The 18,880-nt window shown below is 47.4% G+C and carries 19 protein-coding genes; 13 read left to right on the forward strand and 6 right to left on the reverse strand.

The annotated features are described in order from the left end of the window. Positions 1-123: 123 nt before the first annotated feature. Together AC1RR2_RS19580 and AC1RR2_RS19585 are read right to left on the reverse strand one after the other, a co-directional pair. Positions 124-1,830 (reverse strand): sensor domain-containing diguanylate cyclase, encoded by a 1,707-nt coding sequence (locus AC1RR2_RS19580; protein WP_493223964.1) that lies wholly within the window; start codon positions 1,828-1,830, stop codon positions 124-126. Between the two features lie 158 nt (positions 1,831-1,988). Beyond that, positions 1,989-2,435, reverse strand: a complete 447-nt coding sequence (locus AC1RR2_RS19585; RefSeq protein WP_493223965.1) for a hypothetical protein — start codon at positions 2,433-2,435, stop codon at positions 1,989-1,991. 328 nt (positions 2,436-2,763) lie between these two features. On the opposite strand from AC1RR2_RS19585, the gene AC1RR2_RS19590 reads away from it, so the two are divergent. Beyond that, positions 2,764-3,606, forward strand: coding sequence for a substrate-binding periplasmic protein (locus tag AC1RR2_RS19590; RefSeq protein WP_493223966.1), 843 nt, complete (start codon positions 2,764-2,766; stop codon positions 3,604-3,606). Positions 3,607-3,637: 31 nt separating this feature from the next. On the opposite strand, the gene AC1RR2_RS19595 is transcribed toward AC1RR2_RS19590, so the two are convergent. The 3 genes from AC1RR2_RS19595 to hemE all read right to left on the reverse strand — a co-directional run bounded on the left by AC1RR2_RS19595 (position 3,638) and on the right by hemE (position 8,619). Beyond that, positions 3,638-4,876: a hypothetical protein gene (locus AC1RR2_RS19595; protein WP_493223967.1), complete on the reverse strand. Its 1,239-nt coding sequence runs from the start codon at positions 4,874-4,876 to the stop codon at positions 3,638-3,640. A 119-nt stretch (positions 4,877-4,995) separates the two neighbouring features. Beyond that, positions 4,996-7,035, reverse strand: a complete 2,040-nt coding sequence (locus AC1RR2_RS19600; protein ID WP_493223968.1) for a primosomal protein N' — start codon at positions 7,033-7,035, stop codon at positions 4,996-4,998. Between the two features lie 492 nt (positions 7,036-7,527). Next, positions 7,528-8,619, reverse strand: a complete 1,092-nt coding sequence (hemE, locus tag AC1RR2_RS19605; protein ID WP_493223969.1) for a uroporphyrinogen decarboxylase — start codon at positions 8,617-8,619, stop codon at positions 7,528-7,530. A gap of 959 nt (positions 8,620-9,578) precedes the next feature. Here hemE and AC1RR2_RS19610 point away from each other — a divergent pair. The 3 genes from AC1RR2_RS19610 to AC1RR2_RS19620 all read left to right on the forward strand — a co-directional run bounded on the left by AC1RR2_RS19610 (position 9,579) and on the right by AC1RR2_RS19620 (position 11,508). Then, the gene (locus AC1RR2_RS19610) at positions 9,579-9,905 is read left to right on the forward strand and encodes a hypothetical protein (protein ID WP_493223970.1); all 327 of its coding nucleotides are present in this window, start codon (positions 9,579-9,581) and stop codon (positions 9,903-9,905) included. A 543-nt stretch (positions 9,906-10,448) separates the two neighbouring features. Continuing rightward, a complete protein-coding gene (locus AC1RR2_RS19615; RefSeq protein ID WP_493223971.1) occupies positions 10,449-10,949 on the forward strand; it encodes a hypothetical protein in 501 nt (166 codons plus the stop codon). Positions 10,950-11,205: 256 nt separating this feature from the next. Further along, on the forward strand, positions 11,206-11,508 hold the full coding sequence (locus tag AC1RR2_RS19620; protein WP_493223972.1) for an antibiotic biosynthesis monooxygenase: 303 nt from the start codon (positions 11,206-11,208) through the stop codon (positions 11,506-11,508). Positions 11,509-11,643: 135 nt separating this feature from the next. Here the strand turns inward: AC1RR2_RS19620 and AC1RR2_RS19625 are convergent, their stop codons facing one another. Then, positions 11,644-12,333, reverse strand: coding sequence for a Bax inhibitor-1/YccA family protein (locus tag AC1RR2_RS19625; RefSeq protein WP_493223973.1), 690 nt, complete (start codon positions 12,331-12,333; stop codon positions 11,644-11,646). A 492-nt stretch (positions 12,334-12,825) separates the two neighbouring features. Between AC1RR2_RS19625 and AC1RR2_RS19630 the strand changes: the two genes are divergently transcribed. The 9 genes from AC1RR2_RS19630 (at position 12,826) to AC1RR2_RS19670 (ending at position 18,836) form a co-directional block, all read left to right on the forward strand. Then, on the forward strand, positions 12,826-13,356 hold the full coding sequence (locus tag AC1RR2_RS19630; protein WP_493223974.1) for a hypothetical protein: 531 nt from the start codon (positions 12,826-12,828) through the stop codon (positions 13,354-13,356). Between the two features lie 88 nt (positions 13,357-13,444). After that, complete coding sequence (locus AC1RR2_RS19635) at positions 13,445-13,774, forward strand: DUF6966 domain-containing protein (RefSeq protein WP_493223975.1); 330 nt, start codon at positions 13,445-13,447, stop codon at positions 13,772-13,774. Positions 13,775-13,866: 92 nt separating this feature from the next. Next, positions 13,867-14,238 carry a MafI2 family immunity protein gene (locus tag AC1RR2_RS19640; protein ID WP_493223976.1) on the forward strand — a complete coding sequence of 124 codons (372 nt, stop codon included), beginning with the start codon at positions 13,867-13,869 and terminating at the stop codon, positions 14,236-14,238. A 50-nt stretch (positions 14,239-14,288) separates the two neighbouring features. After that, positions 14,289-14,684, forward strand: a complete 396-nt coding sequence (locus AC1RR2_RS19645) for a hypothetical protein (protein WP_493223977.1) — start codon at positions 14,289-14,291, stop codon at positions 14,682-14,684. Between the two features lie 980 nt (positions 14,685-15,664). Beyond that, on the forward strand, positions 15,665-15,940 hold the full coding sequence (locus AC1RR2_RS19650; RefSeq protein ID WP_493223978.1) for a hypothetical protein: 276 nt from the start codon (positions 15,665-15,667) through the stop codon (positions 15,938-15,940). Positions 15,941-16,259: 319 nt separating this feature from the next. Beyond that, the gene (locus tag AC1RR2_RS19655) at positions 16,260-16,604 is read left to right on the forward strand and encodes a hypothetical protein (RefSeq protein WP_493223979.1); all 345 of its coding nucleotides are present in this window, start codon (positions 16,260-16,262) and stop codon (positions 16,602-16,604) included. A gap of 538 nt (positions 16,605-17,142) precedes the next feature. Then, positions 17,143-17,535 carry an MAPEG family protein gene (locus tag AC1RR2_RS19660; RefSeq protein WP_493223980.1) on the forward strand — a complete coding sequence of 131 codons (393 nt, stop codon included), beginning with the start codon at positions 17,143-17,145 and terminating at the stop codon, positions 17,533-17,535. A gap of 76 nt (positions 17,536-17,611) precedes the next feature. After that, complete coding sequence (locus AC1RR2_RS19665) at positions 17,612-18,154, forward strand: SEL1-like repeat protein (RefSeq protein WP_493223981.1); 543 nt, start codon at positions 17,612-17,614, stop codon at positions 18,152-18,154. Between the two features lie 61 nt (positions 18,155-18,215). Next, positions 18,216-18,836, forward strand: a complete 621-nt coding sequence (locus AC1RR2_RS19670) for an HD domain-containing protein (RefSeq protein WP_493223982.1) — start codon at positions 18,216-18,218, stop codon at positions 18,834-18,836. The last annotated feature ends 44 nt before the right edge of the window (positions 18,837-18,880 follow it).

An 18,880-nucleotide genomic window follows, 5' to 3' on the forward strand; every position in this document is an offset into this window, starting at 1 on the left:
GACCGATGGCTACATTTCTGAAACAGCACCCACCGCTAACCAATTGAATTTATTCGATTTTTAACCGGACACTAGTGTTAACTAAGTTATGTTGACCTAGGGGCAAATGGCAGATACAACTGGCTAGTTAACTGCGACTACCACTTGATTTCTACCATTTGCCTTTGCTGTATACAAGGCATCATCTGCCCGTTTTACAACCTCATCCTGATCTCTGTCGCCAACTCTGGATATGGCAACCCCCACGCTCAATGTGATATGGCCGCACACTGGCATAGGCCTTATCTCGGTCAATCGGCATATTTTTTCTGCGAGTATCGTGGCGCCAGGAAGATCGGTATGTGGCAAAACACAGAGAAACTCTTCACCACCATAACGCGCTACCAAATCACTGGTTCTGACCGCCGCTTTGAGCAAGTTGGCTAGTTGTTGTAGCACTTGATCACCCACAGCGTGACCGTGATTGTCGTTCACTTTTTTGAAGTAATCGATATCCATCAGCAGTACACAGTAAGTATTTTCAGTGCGCAACATTCTTGAATGCTCTTGCTGCAAATGCTCATCGGCACACATGCGGTTACCGAGACCAGTCAAAGCATCTTGCCGCGCCAGCAGTTCTAATTGCTGTGCCAGTGACACCAGCTCCAGATTTGTTTTTCTGAGTTCGAAGGTACGTTCTTCTACCTTATGTTCTAGCTGATCGTTAATGGCCAACAATTCGCGTTTACGATTAATCAATTTCAAGGTCATCGCATTCAGAGAAGCGGTCAGCGCTTTTAACTCACGAGTACTGGAATGTACATTCATTTCCGTATACTCGTCACCATCAGCGACGCGTCCGGCGATTGCCGATAATTGTTCTATCGGAGTACTGATGGCTCGCGACAGCCAATAGGTCAGCAGCATCAAAATGGAAGTCGTGATGATTCCTAGTAACCACATTTTTTGATGCAATTCACTGACGTTACTGAGTGCTTTACTGATAGGCTGACGCACAATCACGCGCCACAACTGATCTGATTCGCCAAACAAATTAATAGGAATACTGCTGACCAGGTAGGCTTCCTGATCCTTCCAATTCAAAATTTGATACTCCTGTTTTTCTAGGACTTGCTGAGGCATAGTCAGTTTGCCTATGGCAGCAAACGGGGACAACACCGCATTCTGTTTGTTAGTGATGAAGACCTCGACCGCTTCAGCTTTGGCATCGGCAGATAAATGACGTTGTATGATTTCATCGACCCAGCGCCAATGGGCATGCGTACCTAGAACGCCGCGTACTTTGCCTTGTTCATCAAAAATAGGTGCAGCAAAATCGACAAAACGTAAGGGTTCTTGATTTGGCTGCGTGGCTTGTCCCGCTAACAGGTATTTGCTTAATAACACGGCGTCATGCACGTCACCGAAGTAGGTCGCTTTAACGCCATTGATAAACCAGGGGCGCGCCGCAACGCTTTCACCCTCCAGCAGTCTTTCCGAACTTGCCTGCACTTTGCCCTGTGCGTCGGTCACGCCTATCCAGGCATAATGACGATAGGTGTTTTTAGTGCGATCCAGATTTTTGCGCAATTCGGCACTGTCCAAAGGCGCTTTCATCAACAAAGGCGACTGCGCCAACAGACCCACTTCACGCTGACGCTCACGCAGATTCTCTGAAATCGACATGGCAATCGTGCGCGCAAGCATCTGAATCGAATCCCCTTTCGTCTCCGTCATACGCAAGCTGACAAAGTAATTGATGTAAAGGGAAACGGCAGTGCCAATAAGAAAAGCGAGCGTGCCAAACAAAAGCGTCAAACGGATTCTTAAGCTGCTAAATAATTGCGCCATAATCTTTATGCCTGGTACGTGAGTGCGTGAAAGAATTTTGCCATCATATAGGTTTCGCTATCGACTTTATTACAAAAAGTGAAGCATAAATGCTATATGGGAATTAAAACAACATTTTCTTTTTTGCAGCGCATTGGTGCTCAAGATATCTCACTGGCTTACTGCACTTTTTCCTCTGAAAACAGACCGCGCGTCATAAAAATGCTCAGCGTCTGTTGTGCACATGAACGTAGTTTTTCCCACAAGGGCGAGTGCTGAAGCGTATCCAACGCGGGTAATGGTTGCACCAAATCTTGAGAGATCGCCAGCCAAATCATTTGAAATTGCGTGATCGCAGTCAATTCATCTTCCGAAAAAACGGGCGCAATCAATTCACTGCGCCAAGTCGGACTGACCCAATCAGACCATTGCTGGATGATCTCATTAGGTACATCGAGCTCGGGCGCTTGCGCCTGAAATGCCCGTTGCGCTTCGAACGAGGAGGCAACTTCCAAATACTCAATCAAGCGATTCCTGACTCTTTGCAATAAGACTTGCGCGAAATCCTGCGCGGCTGGGCGCGATGGTCTGGCAACAGACTCCGGGGTAATGGGCGGCACGGACATAAATAAACTTAAGAAATTGAGGCATTAAAAAGACGCATAAGGGTGCACATAATACGCAAAAACTGAAGACTAGGGCCTTTCCTAAGTTGAATCTGTCTAAGCAGCACCGACATTCACCTATAATATTCATCGCCGACACCATCAGCGTTTGGAATGGCATACATCATGTGATGATGCGCAATACAGATCGCCGCCGCCGGGGAGCGCAGAGAAAAGCGAAGACTGTACCGGGTTTCTCCTTGGGTCTCCGCGCCTCAGCGTCCCGGCGTTGAGGGGTTTTGAAGCATAATTCAGCACCTTGTTCGCTAAACTGAACGCCATTACTCCTATGCCCAGCAATTTCAATTCACCTTTGTCCTCGCTCAAACTCAGGCTAAGCGCTGCTCGAGCGCCCGGGCTTTTCGCCTTAAGTTTGTTATTGACGTCTGCACTCAATAGCGCAGCTCTAGCGCAAAATAAGCGTGTACAAATGCAGGACAAGCCGATAATCAGGGCGGTCACCAGCGCAGAGACCTATCCCTATAATTTTCTCCATGAAGGTCAAGTTCAGGGCTTAGCATTTGATGTCACCAAAACGCTGGTGGAGCGCGCAGGCTATCAATTACAAGTCGACATAGTGCCCTGGCCGCGCGCCCTCCAATTAGCGCAAAATGAAAGTGGCACCATGATTTTCAGCCTCGCGCGCACCGCAATCCGGGAGCGGATTTATCACTGGATAGGGCCGATCACGACCAGCGAAGTCTGGCTGTATAAACTGGACAAACGTACTGACATACAGATTACCGAGCTGCGCGACGTCAATTCCTATCTGATAGGTGACATTTCAGGTAACTCGACCCTAAGCCTGCTAAAAGCGCTCGGCTATAAAGTCGACACCGCGCCATCCAACATATCCAATTGCAATAAATTCAAAATCGGCCGGGTCGACTTAATCCCTTTTGATCCCAATGGCGTGGATAGCTTCCTACAAACCTGCGGCATAGACCCGCAGCAGGTAGTAAAAGTCTTACACCTGCCGCGCGATACCGCACTCTATATTGGCCTGAGCAAAAATACCTCACTTGATATGGTCAATCAATTGCAAGGAGAATTTGCTGCAATGAATAGAGATCAGACTTTGCAGAAAATTGTGTTGCGGTGGAAGCAGACTCAAATGAATAACAAAAAATAGAACCTGAATTCGATTGATTTAAGCTTGTTCTCTACTTATCCAAAGCTGCCACTATGTCGCGCATCGTGGTTGCTGGATACCAGCCTTCAAATTTCTGTTGCAGTCGTCCGTTTTCATACAGATAAAACATGGGCACGCCTGGCACATCGATATCTGTCCATTCGTCGCGACGTGCTGCTGCCACCATCGTCATATCGGGGTGTTTAGCATTCCATTGCTGTACAAGATGAAACGGGATACTGTCAGAGGGTGGCGTGATGATCAAGAGATTCGCGCCCAATAAACGCTGTTGCAAGGACACATTCTTATCGATCGCGGCCAGAGCGTCTCGTGAAAAATGACACCCAGCGCCGACCACCATCACTAATTGCTTACCTGCGCTTAACTGTACCGCTTTACGCGTCAGCGTATTCGATTGTGGATCGTAGTTGTACACACTGCGTCCCTGAAAACTCGCGGGCAATTTATCCTCAATACGAGGAATGACGTCTGCATTCAAGTCTGGATGTTGTGCCACAAACACACGCGCCTTTTCAAATTCGCGTTGCATCAATAGTAGTCCCAGCATATCCCTATCTATACCCCGGCGTGTCTCGAGACCACGCGCCTTCAGAATTTGATAGATCCGATTTACGGCATCAGCGCTGGCCTGGTTCAAAGCAACGAAGGCAACACTATGATTAAGCTGGAAGAGCAAGGCTAAATCGCCCTCTTTTGCCTGCGCTAGATAATTAGGCTGTAGCTCATCAGCAAATTCTTGTTGAAAACGCGTCAATAGCATGCTGTGATCATTGCGCGTTAGGGCATCATTGCTATTCGACGCCTGAGCACGGCTTTGCGTGTCCATCCAATTCTTAAAGGCCAACACACGTTGCTCCAAAGCGGGATTCGGCTCAGGCAAACGCAATGGAGGAAAACGTCCCGCATCCACTAGCAAAGACTCCACATACGCCTCAAAATCGAGGAACTTTGCTATGGCCGTAATTTGTTCCGGCAACAATTCTCTCCGCAACGGCGCATAGGAAAAACCAGACAAACCCTTGGTACCCCACTGCAAACCACGTAAAAATTCACGACGGCCATAAGGGGTTAAGGCATCAAGCGGTGTCGCACCCGCTTGCATACGCCGCTCGAGCTCTGAAGCACTGTGCACCACAACATCTTGACTCGCCGGACTGAGTGCCGCTAAAGCCGATGTTGCTTGCGCATGCGCTGTGCTGACGCTAACTGCGATACATCCCGCAAGAATGAAAGTAGGCAAATGTGTCATGGTAATTTTGTATTCTATTTAGAAATAGCAAATATACCTGAGACTTGGCAGAAGTACGGGCAAAATTGCATCGGTAGGAAACAAGGTGGGAGACTACATGATGCGACTAAAATAAAACTCTAGATATCCACAGGATCAATCTCAACCCCCCACTTAACCCGCACCTTCATACTACGCAACTCGGCGATCCAGTCTTTTAGGAAGGCTTGCAAGGCAGGACGGGAATTGGATTCGACCAGTAATTGGGCGCGTTCTACATTGTGAACACGCACCATGGTCATAGGAATCGGGTCGTTCATGGTGATGCCGGCGTGCGCTTGCACTGGCTCGCATTGACTGGCCATTTGCAGAAAGGCAATGGCGGTTTCTAATTCGCGCGCTTCGGCGCGTAGCAAGGCTTGGTAAATAAAGGGCGGCATGGCGGCTTGTTGCCGTTCTTCCAAGAGATCATCGGCGAAACGTGGATATTCGTGCGCCATTAAGGCGTGATACAAGGGGTGATCGGGATAACGGGTTTGAATTAAGACTTCGCTAGGATTGCCGCCCTCTTTTTGTCCGGCTCTACCAGCGCGTCCGGCGACTTGCATCAATTGTGCGAACAAGCGTTCGCTGGCGCGGAAGTCTTGTGAGAATAAAGCGCTATCGGGATTCAAGGCGGCAACTAGGGTCAGATTTTTAAAATCATGTCCTTTCGCTACCATCTGCGTGCCGATCAGGATATCTACTTCACCTCTATGCACGGTATCAAAGGCGGCTTCGGCACTACCTTTTAAACGAGTCGAATCGGCGTCGATACGAAAAACTCGGGCTTCCGGGAATAAAGTTTTTAAGCCTTCTTCCAATCTTTGGGTACCGCGCCCTAACGGTTGCAGATCCACATTGCCGCATGTTGGGCAAGCGCGCGGGATGCGTTGCTCCAATCCGCAGTGGTGACAGCGTAACTTTTTGTCTAGTTTATGCATAACCAGATGCGCAGTGCAACGTGTGCAATTACTGATCCAACCACAAGCATCACAATGGATGACCGGTGCGTAACCACGCCGATTCAGGAATAGTAGTGATTGCTCACCCTTCTCCAAACGCAAGCGCATTGCCGTGACCAATCTTTGCGTCAAACCTTCGGACGGCTTTTCGCGTTCGGTATTGACGATCTTCACCAGCGGCAAGACCGCCGATTGCACGGCGCGTTGGCGCAGCTCTAACTTGCGATAACGACCGGCTTTTGCATGTTGCCAAGTTTCTAAGGACGGCGTAGCCGAGCCCAAAACCACAGGAATAGCTAATTGATGCGCACGCCATACCGCCAGGTCACGCGCTGAATAACGCAGTCCTTCTTGTTGCTTATAAGAGGGATCATGCTCCTCATCAATCACGATCATTTTCAGATGCGGCAACGATGACAAAATCGCCAGACGTGTACCCAATACAATTCTCGCCTGACCAGTGTGTGCGGCTAACCAATGGAGTAGGCGCTCACCTTCAGCCATGCCACTGTGTAAAGTGGCGATTTGTATGCCCGAAAAACGCTGGCGGATATTGCCTTCAAGTTGCGGTGTTAAATTGATTTCTGGCACTAAAATCAGAATTTGCGCCTGACTACTGCTCGCTAAAACTCTAGCCGCGGTTTGTAAATACACCTCGGTCTTGCCACTTCCCGTCACCCCATACAATAAATAACTGGCAAACCCGGATGTACTGGCTATCGTTTCGACTGCCGCTTGTTGTTCAGCATTCAGCGTTGGCTCTGGATTCGGTGTCGCATCGTGTTCGTGCCCTAGCTGCAATTTGGCCAACTTTTTCAAATTGCGATCTAGCGAAGTCGCTTTCGGCACGCGCAAGTTCTTAGGCAAAGCCGGAATCGCCACCTCGCCCAAAGGACGCTGATAGTAGTCTGCGGCAAAGCGGCACAAATCTATCCACTGCGAACTGAGTGCCGGACATTGATGACGCACCGCCAATACCGTTTTGATCTTATCGGCAGGCACTTCGGTTTGGTGACTCAGCCCGACGATCAATCCTGCAATCTCCTGCCGACCGAAAGGCACCAAGGCAATCTGCCCGATCTCAGGGAGTGGGCAGCCGTCTTCCGCCAGCCAACGGTAATCGAAGAGTCTGTCAAGGGGGGTGTCGAGGGCGATAGTGAGGTAAATGGGTTCCACGAACTTAATGTAAGGCTTGAGGTAATGCGCTAACTATCGGTTTCATAAGGTGTTTTTACTCTATCCACAATTTCTGTGGATAACTTTGTGGACAAGCACGTCTTGACAAGCGGGAGTGCTAGATTCTATGCGGGTTTCCACAGAATGCACAATTGCGATGCACAAAAAAATTCCTTTAAAAACAAAGACTTAAAAAAATTCACTTTAGGTGGAAAACAAATTTTGATATTATTTTTTTGCGTGTCTTTTTTTGTGAATAACTACTAAAAAATCTAGCTTAGCAAGCGACTTATCCACCGCAACAGCCTTAGCTTTTTAAGCAATTTACGCCGCTAAGCCGCATGCCCACTATGTTTTGCGCAGCAACATGAGATGATTGCTGGATATGCCGAAATTTCTTGTTTTTTCGCTTAATCTTGCACAGTCCGCACAAAAAAGACTTGTACAAAATTAAGCTGTAAAAAAAACTCAAAGGGTTTTGCCTGATAGCAATTAGCCTACATGGCTACGCTGCTGGCGGCTCACTTCATGCACCGTTTCCACCAATACCGTCACGGCATCCGGCGAAGTAAATTGAGAAATACCATGTCCCAAGTTAAATACATGACCATGACCCGCACCTGGTTTGCCATAAGCATGCAAAGCGGCAGTCACTTCTTTGCGGATTTGATCTGGCTCGGCAAATAAGACGGCCGGATCGAGATTACCTTGCAAAGCGACTTTGTCACCAACACGGGCACGCGCCTGACCCAGATTCACGGTCCAATCCAGACCCAAAGCATCGGCACCAATATCCGCAATCTGTTCTAGCCACAAGCCGCCGCCTTTAGTGAACACGATACAAGGAATACGCTGTCCATCTTTTTCTTTTTTCAATTTGCTGACCACGTCTTGCATGTATTTCAATGAAAAACGCTGATAAGCACCATCTGCCAGCGCCCCACCCCAGCTATCAAAAATCATCACGGCCTGCGCACCGGCATCGATTTGGGCATTCAAATACGTTGCCACCGCTTCCGCATTCAAACTCAAAATGCGGTCCATCAAGTCCGGACGTTTGTACATCAAAGTCTTAATGCCATGAAATTCACGCGAGCCCTGACCTTCCACCATATAACACGCCAAAGTCCACGGGCTACCGGAAAAACCGATCAAAGGCACGCGACCATCCAGGGTACGACGGATCTGCGTCACCGCATCAAACACATATTGCAAACTGCCTTCTTCTGGCACTTTCAAGTCCATGATGGATTTTTCATCTTTCAAAGGACGTTCAAACTTAGGACCTTCGCCCTCTTCAAAATACAAACCCAAACCCATCGCATCGGGCACGGTCAAGATGTCCGAAAACAAAATCGCCGCATCGAGCTTAAAGCGATCCAAAGGCTGTATCGTCACCTCAGTAGCAAAATCAGGATTCTTAGCCAAACTCATGAATGAACCAGCACCTTTGCGAACCGCCCGATATTCCGGCAAATAACGCCCCGCCTGACGCATCAACCATAATGGCGTGTAATCAGTCTCTTGACGCAACAAAGCGCGTAAAAAAGTATCGTTTTTAAGCGGAGCAAATTGGGTAGACATAGCGTGCTTTCGTAGTGCGAAATAGGTAATCCGATATTATCCCCGATCTCAGCCCAAAGCGCCTACGTAAAATGTCAAAGCGGGTGCGTGTATTGGGCGAAATTGAAGAAACTATAAAGCGATGACTTCTTCTTTCCACTACCGCCTTATCAGAAATAATATTCAGCACATCACCAAAAACGTTTGCTTGACTCGACCCAACGGCTTGATAGAATGGCCAGCTTTATTGGTGATGCTTTTCATAGTTATTTTATTACTGCTGAAGAGGGTAGCGACTAAGAATAAACTTGTATTTACGTGGTCTTGAAGGGGTTCCATGAACGGTGTTAAGCGACAAACTCCTTTTTTGCCTGTCATTTCGTTGCTTATATTCTTCGTTAGTTTTCATTAGCCTACAACTCGATGAGAAACCAAATATTTATGTGGAACTTCTGTAATCCGAAGATCACTCGACTGCTGCTAGTCATTGCGCTAACAAGTTCAGTCGGATGCATCTCAATCTCGAAGACCACTTCATTAGACGTTTGGTCCAATGAAGACGAGACTTTTATTAGCGTTGAAATCCCTACCAACGAAATCAGCTTCAACTGGCACGGTGGCGGCTGGTGGAACGGACTGGATCGCTACAAATTAACTATTCCTCGAAAAACAGACAGGGTAGAAGGCGAGAGGATCGTCCTTAATCGAGGGATTGGAGCTCCCGATAGTGCTGTACCTGTCAGTCGAGATAGTCGCGTTGAAATTTTGGGTAGCGGTGCTTGTGCAATTGAAATTCGAGTCTTTGACCAAACAGGAAAACCGTATGCATTGAACGGAACTTATAGACTCGAGAGCTTATGTGGTCGTTGAAAACTAGCAAAGCATTCGAAAGTGAAGCCTTGACATCGTTCCCTCTTCATCCGAGCAGCATCGTGCGTCTCACCTCAATTTTGCGTTAGAGTAAATCGGTAGGAAACGCTATGCCAAATTTTGAGCTTCTAAAAATCGAGCTATTAAGGGCATCGGCATTAGCTAAGGAAAATGGCGAGCAATATGTTGCGACTGAATTGCACAATTACTCAGAAAATATTCACCAAACAGAAGCTGGAATAAATGTACTTAAAGAATTTTATGAATACGCTCGTCACTGGAAAGGTTTGCGAGACATTGCAGTACCGAACATTAGTCAGAAAGAATGGTGCATTCAAGTCAATCTTCTAGAAAAATTAGCGTTGCTATGCTTGCGTGATGCTGGCCATGAAACGTCCATCGTTCATAAGGCCATAAATTTCTTTACAAAAAAATAGGTGTTCATTGTTATAGTTATTTCTATCACGCTTTGAAAGTTGAACTCGTTCAGGCGCAATGCATTGCGCACTACTTCAATAAGTGTCAGGTTAAATTGTTAGGCAGAACCCAATGAATACGACCATTCGAAAATTTGTGGGAGCGATGTTGAGCGCTGGGTGGATACTTCCGCTTGCATTCGGGGTCGATTGCTATTTGAGCTACGTGGAATTCGACCTTCCCCTGCTTGCCCAAGGCAAAGTGCCCTATAACTCCTTCCCGATGATGCAAGCCGCGCGTGTCTTTTTCCTGATTAGCGCTTGTTGGCTATCATTCGTAGTTTTTATTTGGGCTTTGCGCAGCTTAAAACAAGATCATTAGCCTTTGCCAGCCTAGACCATAATATGGTCGCATTCCATTTAAGCTTGTGGGCGACCATGCACTTTTTTTGCATTAAGGCATCACATGCGTTTTCATGATTTTCAACTAGATAGTTACAAAGTCTTGCAAAAAGGTAAGACAATCGCCTTTCACCTCGTTTATGACTATCCAGGAATGGAAAAATGAAAAGATTAATCCAAACTTCTGTTACTTTGCTGATGCTGACAACCAGTGGCTTGGCCGCGTCTGACTCCCAGCAGGCAGAAGCCGTCGTACGTTCTGTATTGAGTGAGGCCGCATCGCAGAATGCAGACTATAGGCGTGTTGCAAGCTTATTCCCGACGTCGCTGGTGGCGGACGACTATCAAGCAATTATAAAAGCACTCATGTTGAACAAACTCGATCTGGAACAAATTGGAGGCAAGGGGGTGGACGTTAAGTGGCAGGCCATCGATCATGCTATCTATGCGCTGGGCAATATCCCTAAGGGTGGCCCGGCGATCATTCGCTTGTGGGCAGACAAGCAACTTCGATGGGACGGGGCAGCATCGCTCGAACTATGTGACGCCGCCGTTCGACGAGGCAAGGAAATGCTGCCACTACTGGAAAAACTTGCTCGAAAAAAAAGTGCCGCCAAGCCTTGTATGGATCACATTCGTGATGGCGACAAAACAGCGTTCTAACCCGGTAAGTCGCAATCTTTTCTTAAGACAGTAGCCGAAGACGTAATGCACCACAAAATGCTTCATCATCGCAAACAACTATTTCCTCTACTTCGTTTAATCTCCAATTAACCTATTTCTCGGTTGATCAAACGACTGTTGCGCGATGCAATACGGCTTTGCCTTTTATACCCTACACACTATAGTATAGTGAAGATGAATCACACCAGAAGATAGCGTTCCAGAAAGTAGGCCAGTGTCACTAACAGGGGGCAATATGACTGCATATAACGTTGTTCGATTCAAAGTGAAACCGGGATTTGACGATGCTTTCATTGAGGAGCACCAGAAGATGAAATCCGAATTCTCCGGCATGCGCAAATTCACGCTTATAAAAACCGGCGATCAGGCGTATTGCGTCATTGGCGAATGGGACGACATGGAAAGCCTCGTTGGTGCCCGCCCTGGAATGATTGCGCAGTTGGATCGCTTGCGCGGGATGTTGGAGGATTTGGGCAATGGGCTTGGGGTCACCGATCCTGTGTCGGGTAAGGCGGTAGTTGAGTTATTTGGTAGCTGATCCGAACAAACGAGCCTGTTGCGCGGAGTGAATGAGCGCGGGCTAAGGCGCTAATCATCGCGCTGCAAAACACAAAAATGAAAAACGGCGAGCCAGCCCGCCGTTTCTTATCAAGCTATAAAAGCAAGCCAAATATCAATTGCGCCAAGAAGTCAGTAAGCGCAATACATACCAGAACATCAGAGCGACCGACGCGAACAGTTCCAAGGCTGCGCCGACATAGCGTTCTTCGTCATAATGATGAATGATGTTCGAGGCATCATACAAAATCGCGCCACCGGCAAAGCCGATCATGGCGACGCTAAAGAACATGCCCAACTGAAATCCAAAAATCGCACCAGAAATCACCAACACCAAGGCCAATAAGCCGCCCCATTTCAAGATAGTGCCGAGAAAACTGAAATCCTTACGCGAGGTGTAAGCAATCGCAATCAGCGCCACCGTAGCGATCAGCGTGATCACTGCCGCGTTGGTGATGACGCCTGGCGCATAGTTATCAGCGATGTACAGCAGCGGTACGAAGATGATCGCTTCGGCCACGATAAAAGTGGCCAAGGCTGCGTATTGCATGGCTTTACTCTCCACCGTGTGGGCAGCACGTGAAGCCAACCAGCTAATCAGCATAAACGCGCCCATGATGGCCAGCCAAGGCAATTGGAAAATCGCAAGTGCTATCGTTTCCGACATACCGGTAGAAAAAAACAGCATTTCAAGCGCAGTGAAAGCGACTATGGAGCCACCAAGATGATTGAAAGTTTTAGCGATAAATTTTTCGCGAGAAGGGCCATAGGTATTCTGGTGACTGACTTGTGCTTCGAGTTCCATGATTTTCCTTTATGAGAGTCTAAAAAAATTATTGATATAAACGCAGAAGAGTACGCGGCGCTTAGTGGTGCAAGTCAGCACCTGATCACGACACACCCAAACTCGATTGCCCAAATATCTAAAACAAAAATGATGTCAAATTAAATACCGCGAGCCATACTAAACGCTGTTTGCTATTTGAGCAATAATTGCGTGGAAAATGTGGCTTCTTGAGTCAAAAATAATTTTTCAAATTACGCGGGCATTGACAGCTCATGCGCATTAATCAGCATAGTTTCTTGACTCGATGATCGAGCTTGATAGAATGGCCATCTTTATCGGTGACGCTTTTCATCGTTGTTTTAGTACCGATGAAAATTGCCGAAATTAACGCACAGCGGGTATTCACGTGGGTTTGCAGGGGATTAAATGAAAAGTGTTATGCGTCACGCTGAATTATTAGGCGACAGTGTGTGGCCTATATCTAAGCATCGCCAATATGACTGAGCACTTATGACCATCCTAGAATTTGTTGCACGTACGTTCTCACCCAAAACTTGGGACGGGCGGTTCATCTTTAGGCCATGGGGCGCGAGCGGCCCGTGCTATCTATTGTCGCCGCAGCAGCGCTCGGTTCGCGCCTGGATTCAACTAGCGTTCTACATTCTGGCGCTCGCAACCTTCTGGTTCCTTCCTGAAATTGTTGCAACAACTTCCGGTCTTGTCATTTTCTTTGTCGCGTTCGTATTAATTAACTACATCTTGTTCTGGTTGTTCTCCGTTGGTCTACCTAAGACCGAGAAGCCACCCGCTCCAACTGCGGAACAGCGACATACACTCATGGCTGCCCACTCCCGTGCACTTGGCCGTCCACTTTTGTGGGTGTTCGCGATTGTCGCTTGGCTATTCGCAATTACTGGCGGCGCGATGGCCCTGATTCTCCAACAGTGGTTATCCGGCTTGTTCGTACTTGTGTTCTTTGGCGCGTGCGCGGCGACCTTCACTTGGCAGCTTTGGCTCATTCGGCGGGCTCGCAATGCCTAACATCGCGCTCGTTCAGACTCGCCGGATGCGGCAACGTTTCTTGTTTAATCCGCTGGCGGCCAGCCGCACAGCTCAACGTTAAGTGCCTATGCATCCAGAAGTAGAAAAATTAGCGAATCTAATTCAAGAGGCGTCTACTTTGTTGCTGACGCATGGTGAAAAGTCATGGGGAGAGTGGCTGCGTATTGACGCGCAAAGAGTACGTAGTTTAGATTTTTATGGCGTTGAGCACATGCTTTCTGCATTTGGCGGGGTGGGTAGTATTAATGATTTAGTGCTAAGCCCGATGAACAGCCATAATATCGCAGAGAAAGATGTCGCTGGTGCGAATGAGAAATTTCAGAACCTTCTTGGACGTATTTATGAGGTCGCGAGGAAGCTCGCCAAAGAGGAAGCAAATGCAACAAAAGACACTTAACAACACGGTTGGCGGGGAATCGCCAATCGCGATTTCTCACTTTACTAATTTTCGGGTGGCGGCGATCTCAGCACCTCGGCGTTAAAAATTTTATGAACACGCCCCATGATACCGAGTTGCTTTTAAATGCCCAGCGTGGTCTTCTCGGCGAAATTCCTCCGCGGCTACGGGCAGTTTCATTTGATCTTTCCTCAGATGGGCAGGACCTTGTAGCCCGTTTCGAATTTGATGGTGAACCCACTGATGACGAACTTGAGTGTGCAAGCGTGGCGATGACGAATATTCTGGCAAGTTACTCCGCCAATCATCGGTCATATAAAGAAGAAATGGTTTCCAATCCTTTTCCCAATAAACCTCAGTTTTTGAGGTTGGTTGCTTTTCTTCGGAATGAAGATGAGTGGAATTCTTGGAGTAAGGCTTTTAACAGGTCGCTGGATACTGACGCTACGCGCGTCTCAACTTAATCGTTAGATTTCAAAAAATGGCAAGTAGCTCGATCCCCTCAGACTTTCCCTTGAATAGTCTAGTTACCCAAGAGGTGACTCAAATATGTATTGGGCGTCACCATGTTCGAATCAATTTCTACAAGCGCAGCGCACATGCCGAATCACTTAATAAGTGGGAAATGGGCGCAGCAATTGACATCGAGTCTGGCTATGAATTGAGTGGTGTAGGTTCATTTACCCAAAGTACCCAAAGGACATCCAATGAGGATTTGGGCGAAAAAAGTGGTTGTTTAACTGTACTGCTTGGGCAAGTTGTTACTGCCTTTGAAAAATTACCCGATAATGAAATCATGTTCCGATTCTCAAATGGAAATGAACTTACACTTTTGACGGATAAACAAGGATTTGAATCGTACCAACTACACATCGAAGGACAGTCAATAGATGTTACTAAAATTTGGTAATTGACCTTACATGACACTCAAAAATCACGCGCGATTATGCGCTTTTCTAAAATTTATTGACTGGCATGCGCGCCTTTCAAATTAACGTTTGGTAGCTATGCGAACACTATTCTGCCCGCACTGCAAAGTCGCGATACTTTTTTCATGGGGCGACTTCTTCATCCTGAACAATCGCGGAGATGCACCTCTCCACTGTCTTGGGTGCAAGAGGAAATGCACCATAAATTCTTCTGCAGGGGGCTTGGCACTGCTTGCTAGCGTCTTAGTGGTTTGCGTACCCGTATATGTCGTTCTCTTGTCTGAGCTCTTCTTTATTCCAGGATGGTTCAGAGCAGTCGCCCTGCTGGTGGCAGTTCCTGTGTTTATGGGAGTTCGTGGATGGTTCATAGTACTGTTCGCCAATAAACTGGTGACCTACTAACCATGAACAATCGGAAATTCCAGCAAACTAGCCGTAACCTTCGCTTTGCGCTAACTTCGATAATTCTCTTTTTTTGCCTCTCGGGCTGCCAAAAACTTGTGCTACCTACAGAACAAGTGCAGTTGGCTGCGTTCAAACAGGTAATTGGGCTCGGCATAGATAACACCAAATTGTATTTCGTATCCACGAATGCCCCGAAGACAGATCCAAGCTCATCGTTCCTAGAGCAGGCGAAACGGTTTGCTCCTGGCGTCTTACCAAGTTCAGCCGGGTCCACCACTCCCCCATTTCTTGAGATTCAAACTGGTAAGCCAGGAATAATAGTCAATCTAGGCCAAGTTCACTTTCAGGGAGCAAATCTGGCCACGGTAAATTGTGATGTACTAACTGGTCGCCGCGGATCACAGGGGATATTGTTCACTTTGGAATTCCAAAAGGGCCGATGGGTCGTGGTCAAATCGGATCTTGGATGGATTTCTTAGATGCTCATCCAAAGCCGCCCCAACTACTCTGTGTACCAAACACTGTCACTGAATTCAAAAATTAGGACTTTCTTCCTATGACCACCGCTGCAGAACTTCCATATGAACTTCACACAGGTCGCGAGCTGGAACTGATGCTGCGTGGAACCAAGCCGCTTGCGCACTTCTACGACGAGTATCCAGCCGAGCCGTGTGAAGAGATCATTCCTGAGCAGGCGTTTGCACCGTACGTTACAAATGGCGTTATTGAAAAGCTGGAGTTTGTGCAGTTTTTGACTAAGCCGCTGCAAGCTGGGTACGCACATGTCAAAGGTATTAGGCACGTCCTTTATGCGCTGTCGGCAGAGGCGTGACGGATTGAAACCTACATCGATATGCAACTGCGACTGGCTCAAGGTGGTTGGAATCTCAAACTCGAACGTCTACAGGGCAGTCTCCTTGGCTAAGAAGACTGGCAGACAGAGATTCATCTGAAAATATGGCGATCACGGGCAAATGCGCACCAGTTCCCGTGGCTATTCGATGACAACGAGCAAGCTGCTGAAACAAAATCATGAGGCCTAACTCGAACAATAGAATGGTCATCATTGGTTATAAAGTTATTCATAGAGATTTTTGCGCTTTGAATATTGACGACACCTTATCTTCCAAATCTATTTAGGCCACAGAACAATGTCCATAAAACCAAGCAACCGAACCGCAGCGCTAGCAGGTGTGTGGTGTGCAATTGGCTCCGTTCCCTACGACGCTTGGCAAGAGCACAACAAGCTGGCCTCTGTCACCACACATAATCTCGCATTCGCCATCTTCGCGATTGTTTTTTTTATGGTTCCCTTCTACTTTCTTGTACTCGGTCACGGCAGCAAAGGCTTTGATACCACGTGGTTCCTACAAAGGGAGGAACGTAGCCGTTACTTGGTAGTGATCAAACGCATGCTTTCATGGTTTTTTGCCGCTGGCGCAGTTATGGCTTTTAGTTCACTGCTGTTTAGTTTGACCGGTCATGCTGAGTTTTGACAAACTGCCTTTGCCAAACAGAGTAGCGCTACTGCATAAATTCGCTGGTGCCACTTCGCACCGATTAGTCGTCGAAGCAAGCACTTTATTCTCGTCCTCACACAACCAAACGTTACGCTTGTCTCACTTTATGCGGATCTAACATGCTTTACCTTATACTGGCAATATTGCTCACTCTTATGTCATTGATGCTTGATGTTGCATCAGCGTGGCGAAGAGCTGTCGACGTGAAGCAACGAGGGGGAATTGTAGGTGGAACTTCCATCCTTCCGGGGTTAGTATTTTTTCCCGCCATTGGATGCTCCCTTGCATGGGCACTTGAACTTGGTTTTCCGGGTCTGGCGATTTGGGTAATTGGCACGCCCACACTTCTAACAATCATATTTTCGTTCGGATACTATGTCCACTATCGTTACCTGGTTCGAAAAAATTCACCTAGGACAAAACAGTAAGCTTAATGTGGCTCAATACTTATCAAGGATCGTCTAACCATCGCTACGTTAAACAATAAAATCCCACAACCCCAATCAAAAAACCTATGCCCCATCCACTCATCCTAGCAATGACAGCCCATGTCCTACTCTCAGCACTACTCTATGTTTTGTTGACAGTCGCGCGGGCTCCTAAGGTTTGGGGGATAGGAAAGCGAGCAGACGGTTCGAATCCCTGGGTGGCGTTTGAGCCGCGTATTAGCGCGAATTTGTCGAACCAGTTTGAATGGCCGTTGTTCTTTCATGTCGCCTGTTTGTTGTTCATCGTGAGCGGAACAAATAACCCGAATGTCACCGCATTAGCTTGGGCATTTGTAGCCGGACGCCTAGTGCATAGCCTGATTCAAATTTGCACCAATAACATCCGTTTACGTGGACTGGTGTTCACCATCAACTTCTTGGCTGTGATCGGGCTTTGGTTTATGTTGTTGTGGACCTAGCTATAGACGCAATTCTGCGTTACCGCGTCAACAAAACGCTCATGAAAACGACATGTGCGGGATAATCACAACAACGATGAAACAAACGAACTACCAGCCACCAATGAAACCATTTCTTTTAATCTCACTGCTGTTTTTTTCCTTTCCCCTGTTTGCAAACGAAGTTTGCAAACTAGACGCCTTAGGCCTAGCACAAGAAAAAAGTGAAGCGGCAAGATTATTCTATACAGGTACCTGTCACTATCGAAACAAAGACTATGACAAAGCTGTTGGATTCTGGGTAAAGCTAGCGCGGTTGAAGAAAGTCGATCACGATAATCAAGAGCTACAAATTGATGTACTAAACAATCTAGGCTATATGAAGTACTTTGGATTGGGTATTGATCAAAACGAACCAGAAGCCATTGCCTATTGGACCAAGGCTGTTTCTCTCGGTCATCACGAGAGCGAATATCACCTCTGTCATGCTTATGCGGATAAACAAAGAGCCAGTTATAGCCTCGCCAGAGCCATCAAACACTGCAATAAGGCTAAACGCGCGTACCAAGGCCTTGAGGAAACCAAGGATAGGGCAATCATCCTCCGACAAATCGACCAATATTTACGCAGAATGTGGTGACAATGTCGATACATCCCGACCAGCATCATCTACGCATGATACTTAAGCATGACACCTACTCATGAGAGCTAACTACGCGATTCTCTTTACGCAATCCTGGCAACGCACCTGGGCACATCTTGCTTTGCCCGCACCCGATGGGTTATTTGTGCAACTTATTGAGGCTTATGATGAGGCGCATCGGCACTATCATACGACGCAACATTTGTATGAATGTCTCATGCACTTTTCTGAAGTTGTACATCTCGCCGCACATCCAGGTGAAGTCGAGCTTGCTTTGTGGTTTCATGATGCGGTGTATGCGCTGAGGGCTAGCGATAATGAAGCTCGTAGCGCTACTTGGGCACAAGAAGTGCTACAGCAAGCTGGTGCGGCTCCAGCGCAACAACAACGCGTCGTCGCATTGATTATGGCAACCTGCCACGACGCGGTGCCGAGTGATGCAGATCAGCAGCTTTTGGTTGATATCGATTTGGCGATTTTAGGTGCGACTGCTACGCGTTTTGCTGAATATGATCAGCAAATACGTGCAGAATATAGCTGGGTTCCGGGGCTAATTTATCGCATGAAACGCAAAGCTGTGTTGCGCGGCTTTGTGGATAGAGTGCGAATTTACAGCACTGCGCATTTTCATGAACGAATCGAAAAACAAGCACGACTCAATCTCGCAACTTGCACCTAAAGCCAATGGCATCGTGCGACTTAATACTGAGTTGCATGAGATGC

The organism is Undibacterium sp. GW821-FHT11H02, assembly GCF_058808015.1.

What these genes read in the sequence shown, in the direction of transcription:
- AC1RR2_RS19580 (WP_493223964.1), bottom strand. Translation starts at nt 1,830, where the DNA reads ATGGCGCAATTATTTAGCAGCTTAAGAATCCGTTTGACGCTTTTGTTT.
- AC1RR2_RS19585 (WP_493223965.1), bottom strand. Translation starts at nt 2,435, where the DNA reads ATGTCCGTGCCGCCCATTACCCCGGAGTCTGTTGCCAGACCATCGCGC.
- AC1RR2_RS19590 (WP_493223966.1), top strand. Translation starts at nt 2,764, where the DNA reads ATGCCCAGCAATTTCAATTCACCTTTGTCCTCGCTCAAACTCAGGCTA.
- AC1RR2_RS19595 (WP_493223967.1), bottom strand. Translation starts at nt 4,876, where the DNA reads ATGACACATTTGCCTACTTTCATTCTTGCGGGATGTATCGCAGTTAGC.
- hemE (WP_493223969.1), bottom strand. Translation starts at nt 8,619, where the DNA reads ATGTCTACCCAATTTGCTCCGCTTAAAAACGATACTTTTTTACGCGCT.
- AC1RR2_RS19610 (WP_493223970.1), top strand. Translation starts at nt 9,579, where the DNA reads ATGCCAAATTTTGAGCTTCTAAAAATCGAGCTATTAAGGGCATCGGCA.
- AC1RR2_RS19615 (WP_493223971.1), top strand. Translation starts at nt 10,449, where the DNA reads ATGAAAAGATTAATCCAAACTTCTGTTACTTTGCTGATGCTGACAACC.
- AC1RR2_RS19620 (WP_493223972.1), top strand. Translation starts at nt 11,206, where the DNA reads ATGACTGCATATAACGTTGTTCGATTCAAAGTGAAACCGGGATTTGAC.
- AC1RR2_RS19625 (WP_493223973.1), bottom strand. Translation starts at nt 12,333, where the DNA reads ATGGAACTCGAAGCACAAGTCAGTCACCAGAATACCTATGGCCCTTCT.
- AC1RR2_RS19630 (WP_493223974.1), top strand. Translation starts at nt 12,826, where the DNA reads ATGACCATCCTAGAATTTGTTGCACGTACGTTCTCACCCAAAACTTGG.
- AC1RR2_RS19635 (WP_493223975.1), top strand. Translation starts at nt 13,445, where the DNA reads ATGCATCCAGAAGTAGAAAAATTAGCGAATCTAATTCAAGAGGCGTCT.
- AC1RR2_RS19640 (WP_493223976.1), top strand. Translation starts at nt 13,867, where the DNA reads ATGAACACGCCCCATGATACCGAGTTGCTTTTAAATGCCCAGCGTGGT.
- AC1RR2_RS19650 (WP_493223978.1), top strand. Translation starts at nt 15,665, where the DNA reads ATGACCACCGCTGCAGAACTTCCATATGAACTTCACACAGGTCGCGAG.
- AC1RR2_RS19655 (WP_493223979.1), top strand. Translation starts at nt 16,260, where the DNA reads ATGTCCATAAAACCAAGCAACCGAACCGCAGCGCTAGCAGGTGTGTGG.
- AC1RR2_RS19660 (WP_493223980.1), top strand. Translation starts at nt 17,143, where the DNA reads ATGCCCCATCCACTCATCCTAGCAATGACAGCCCATGTCCTACTCTCA.
- AC1RR2_RS19665 (WP_493223981.1), top strand. Translation starts at nt 17,612, where the DNA reads ATGAAACAAACGAACTACCAGCCACCAATGAAACCATTTCTTTTAATC.
- AC1RR2_RS19670 (WP_493223982.1), top strand. Translation starts at nt 18,216, where the DNA reads ATGAGAGCTAACTACGCGATTCTCTTTACGCAATCCTGGCAACGCACC.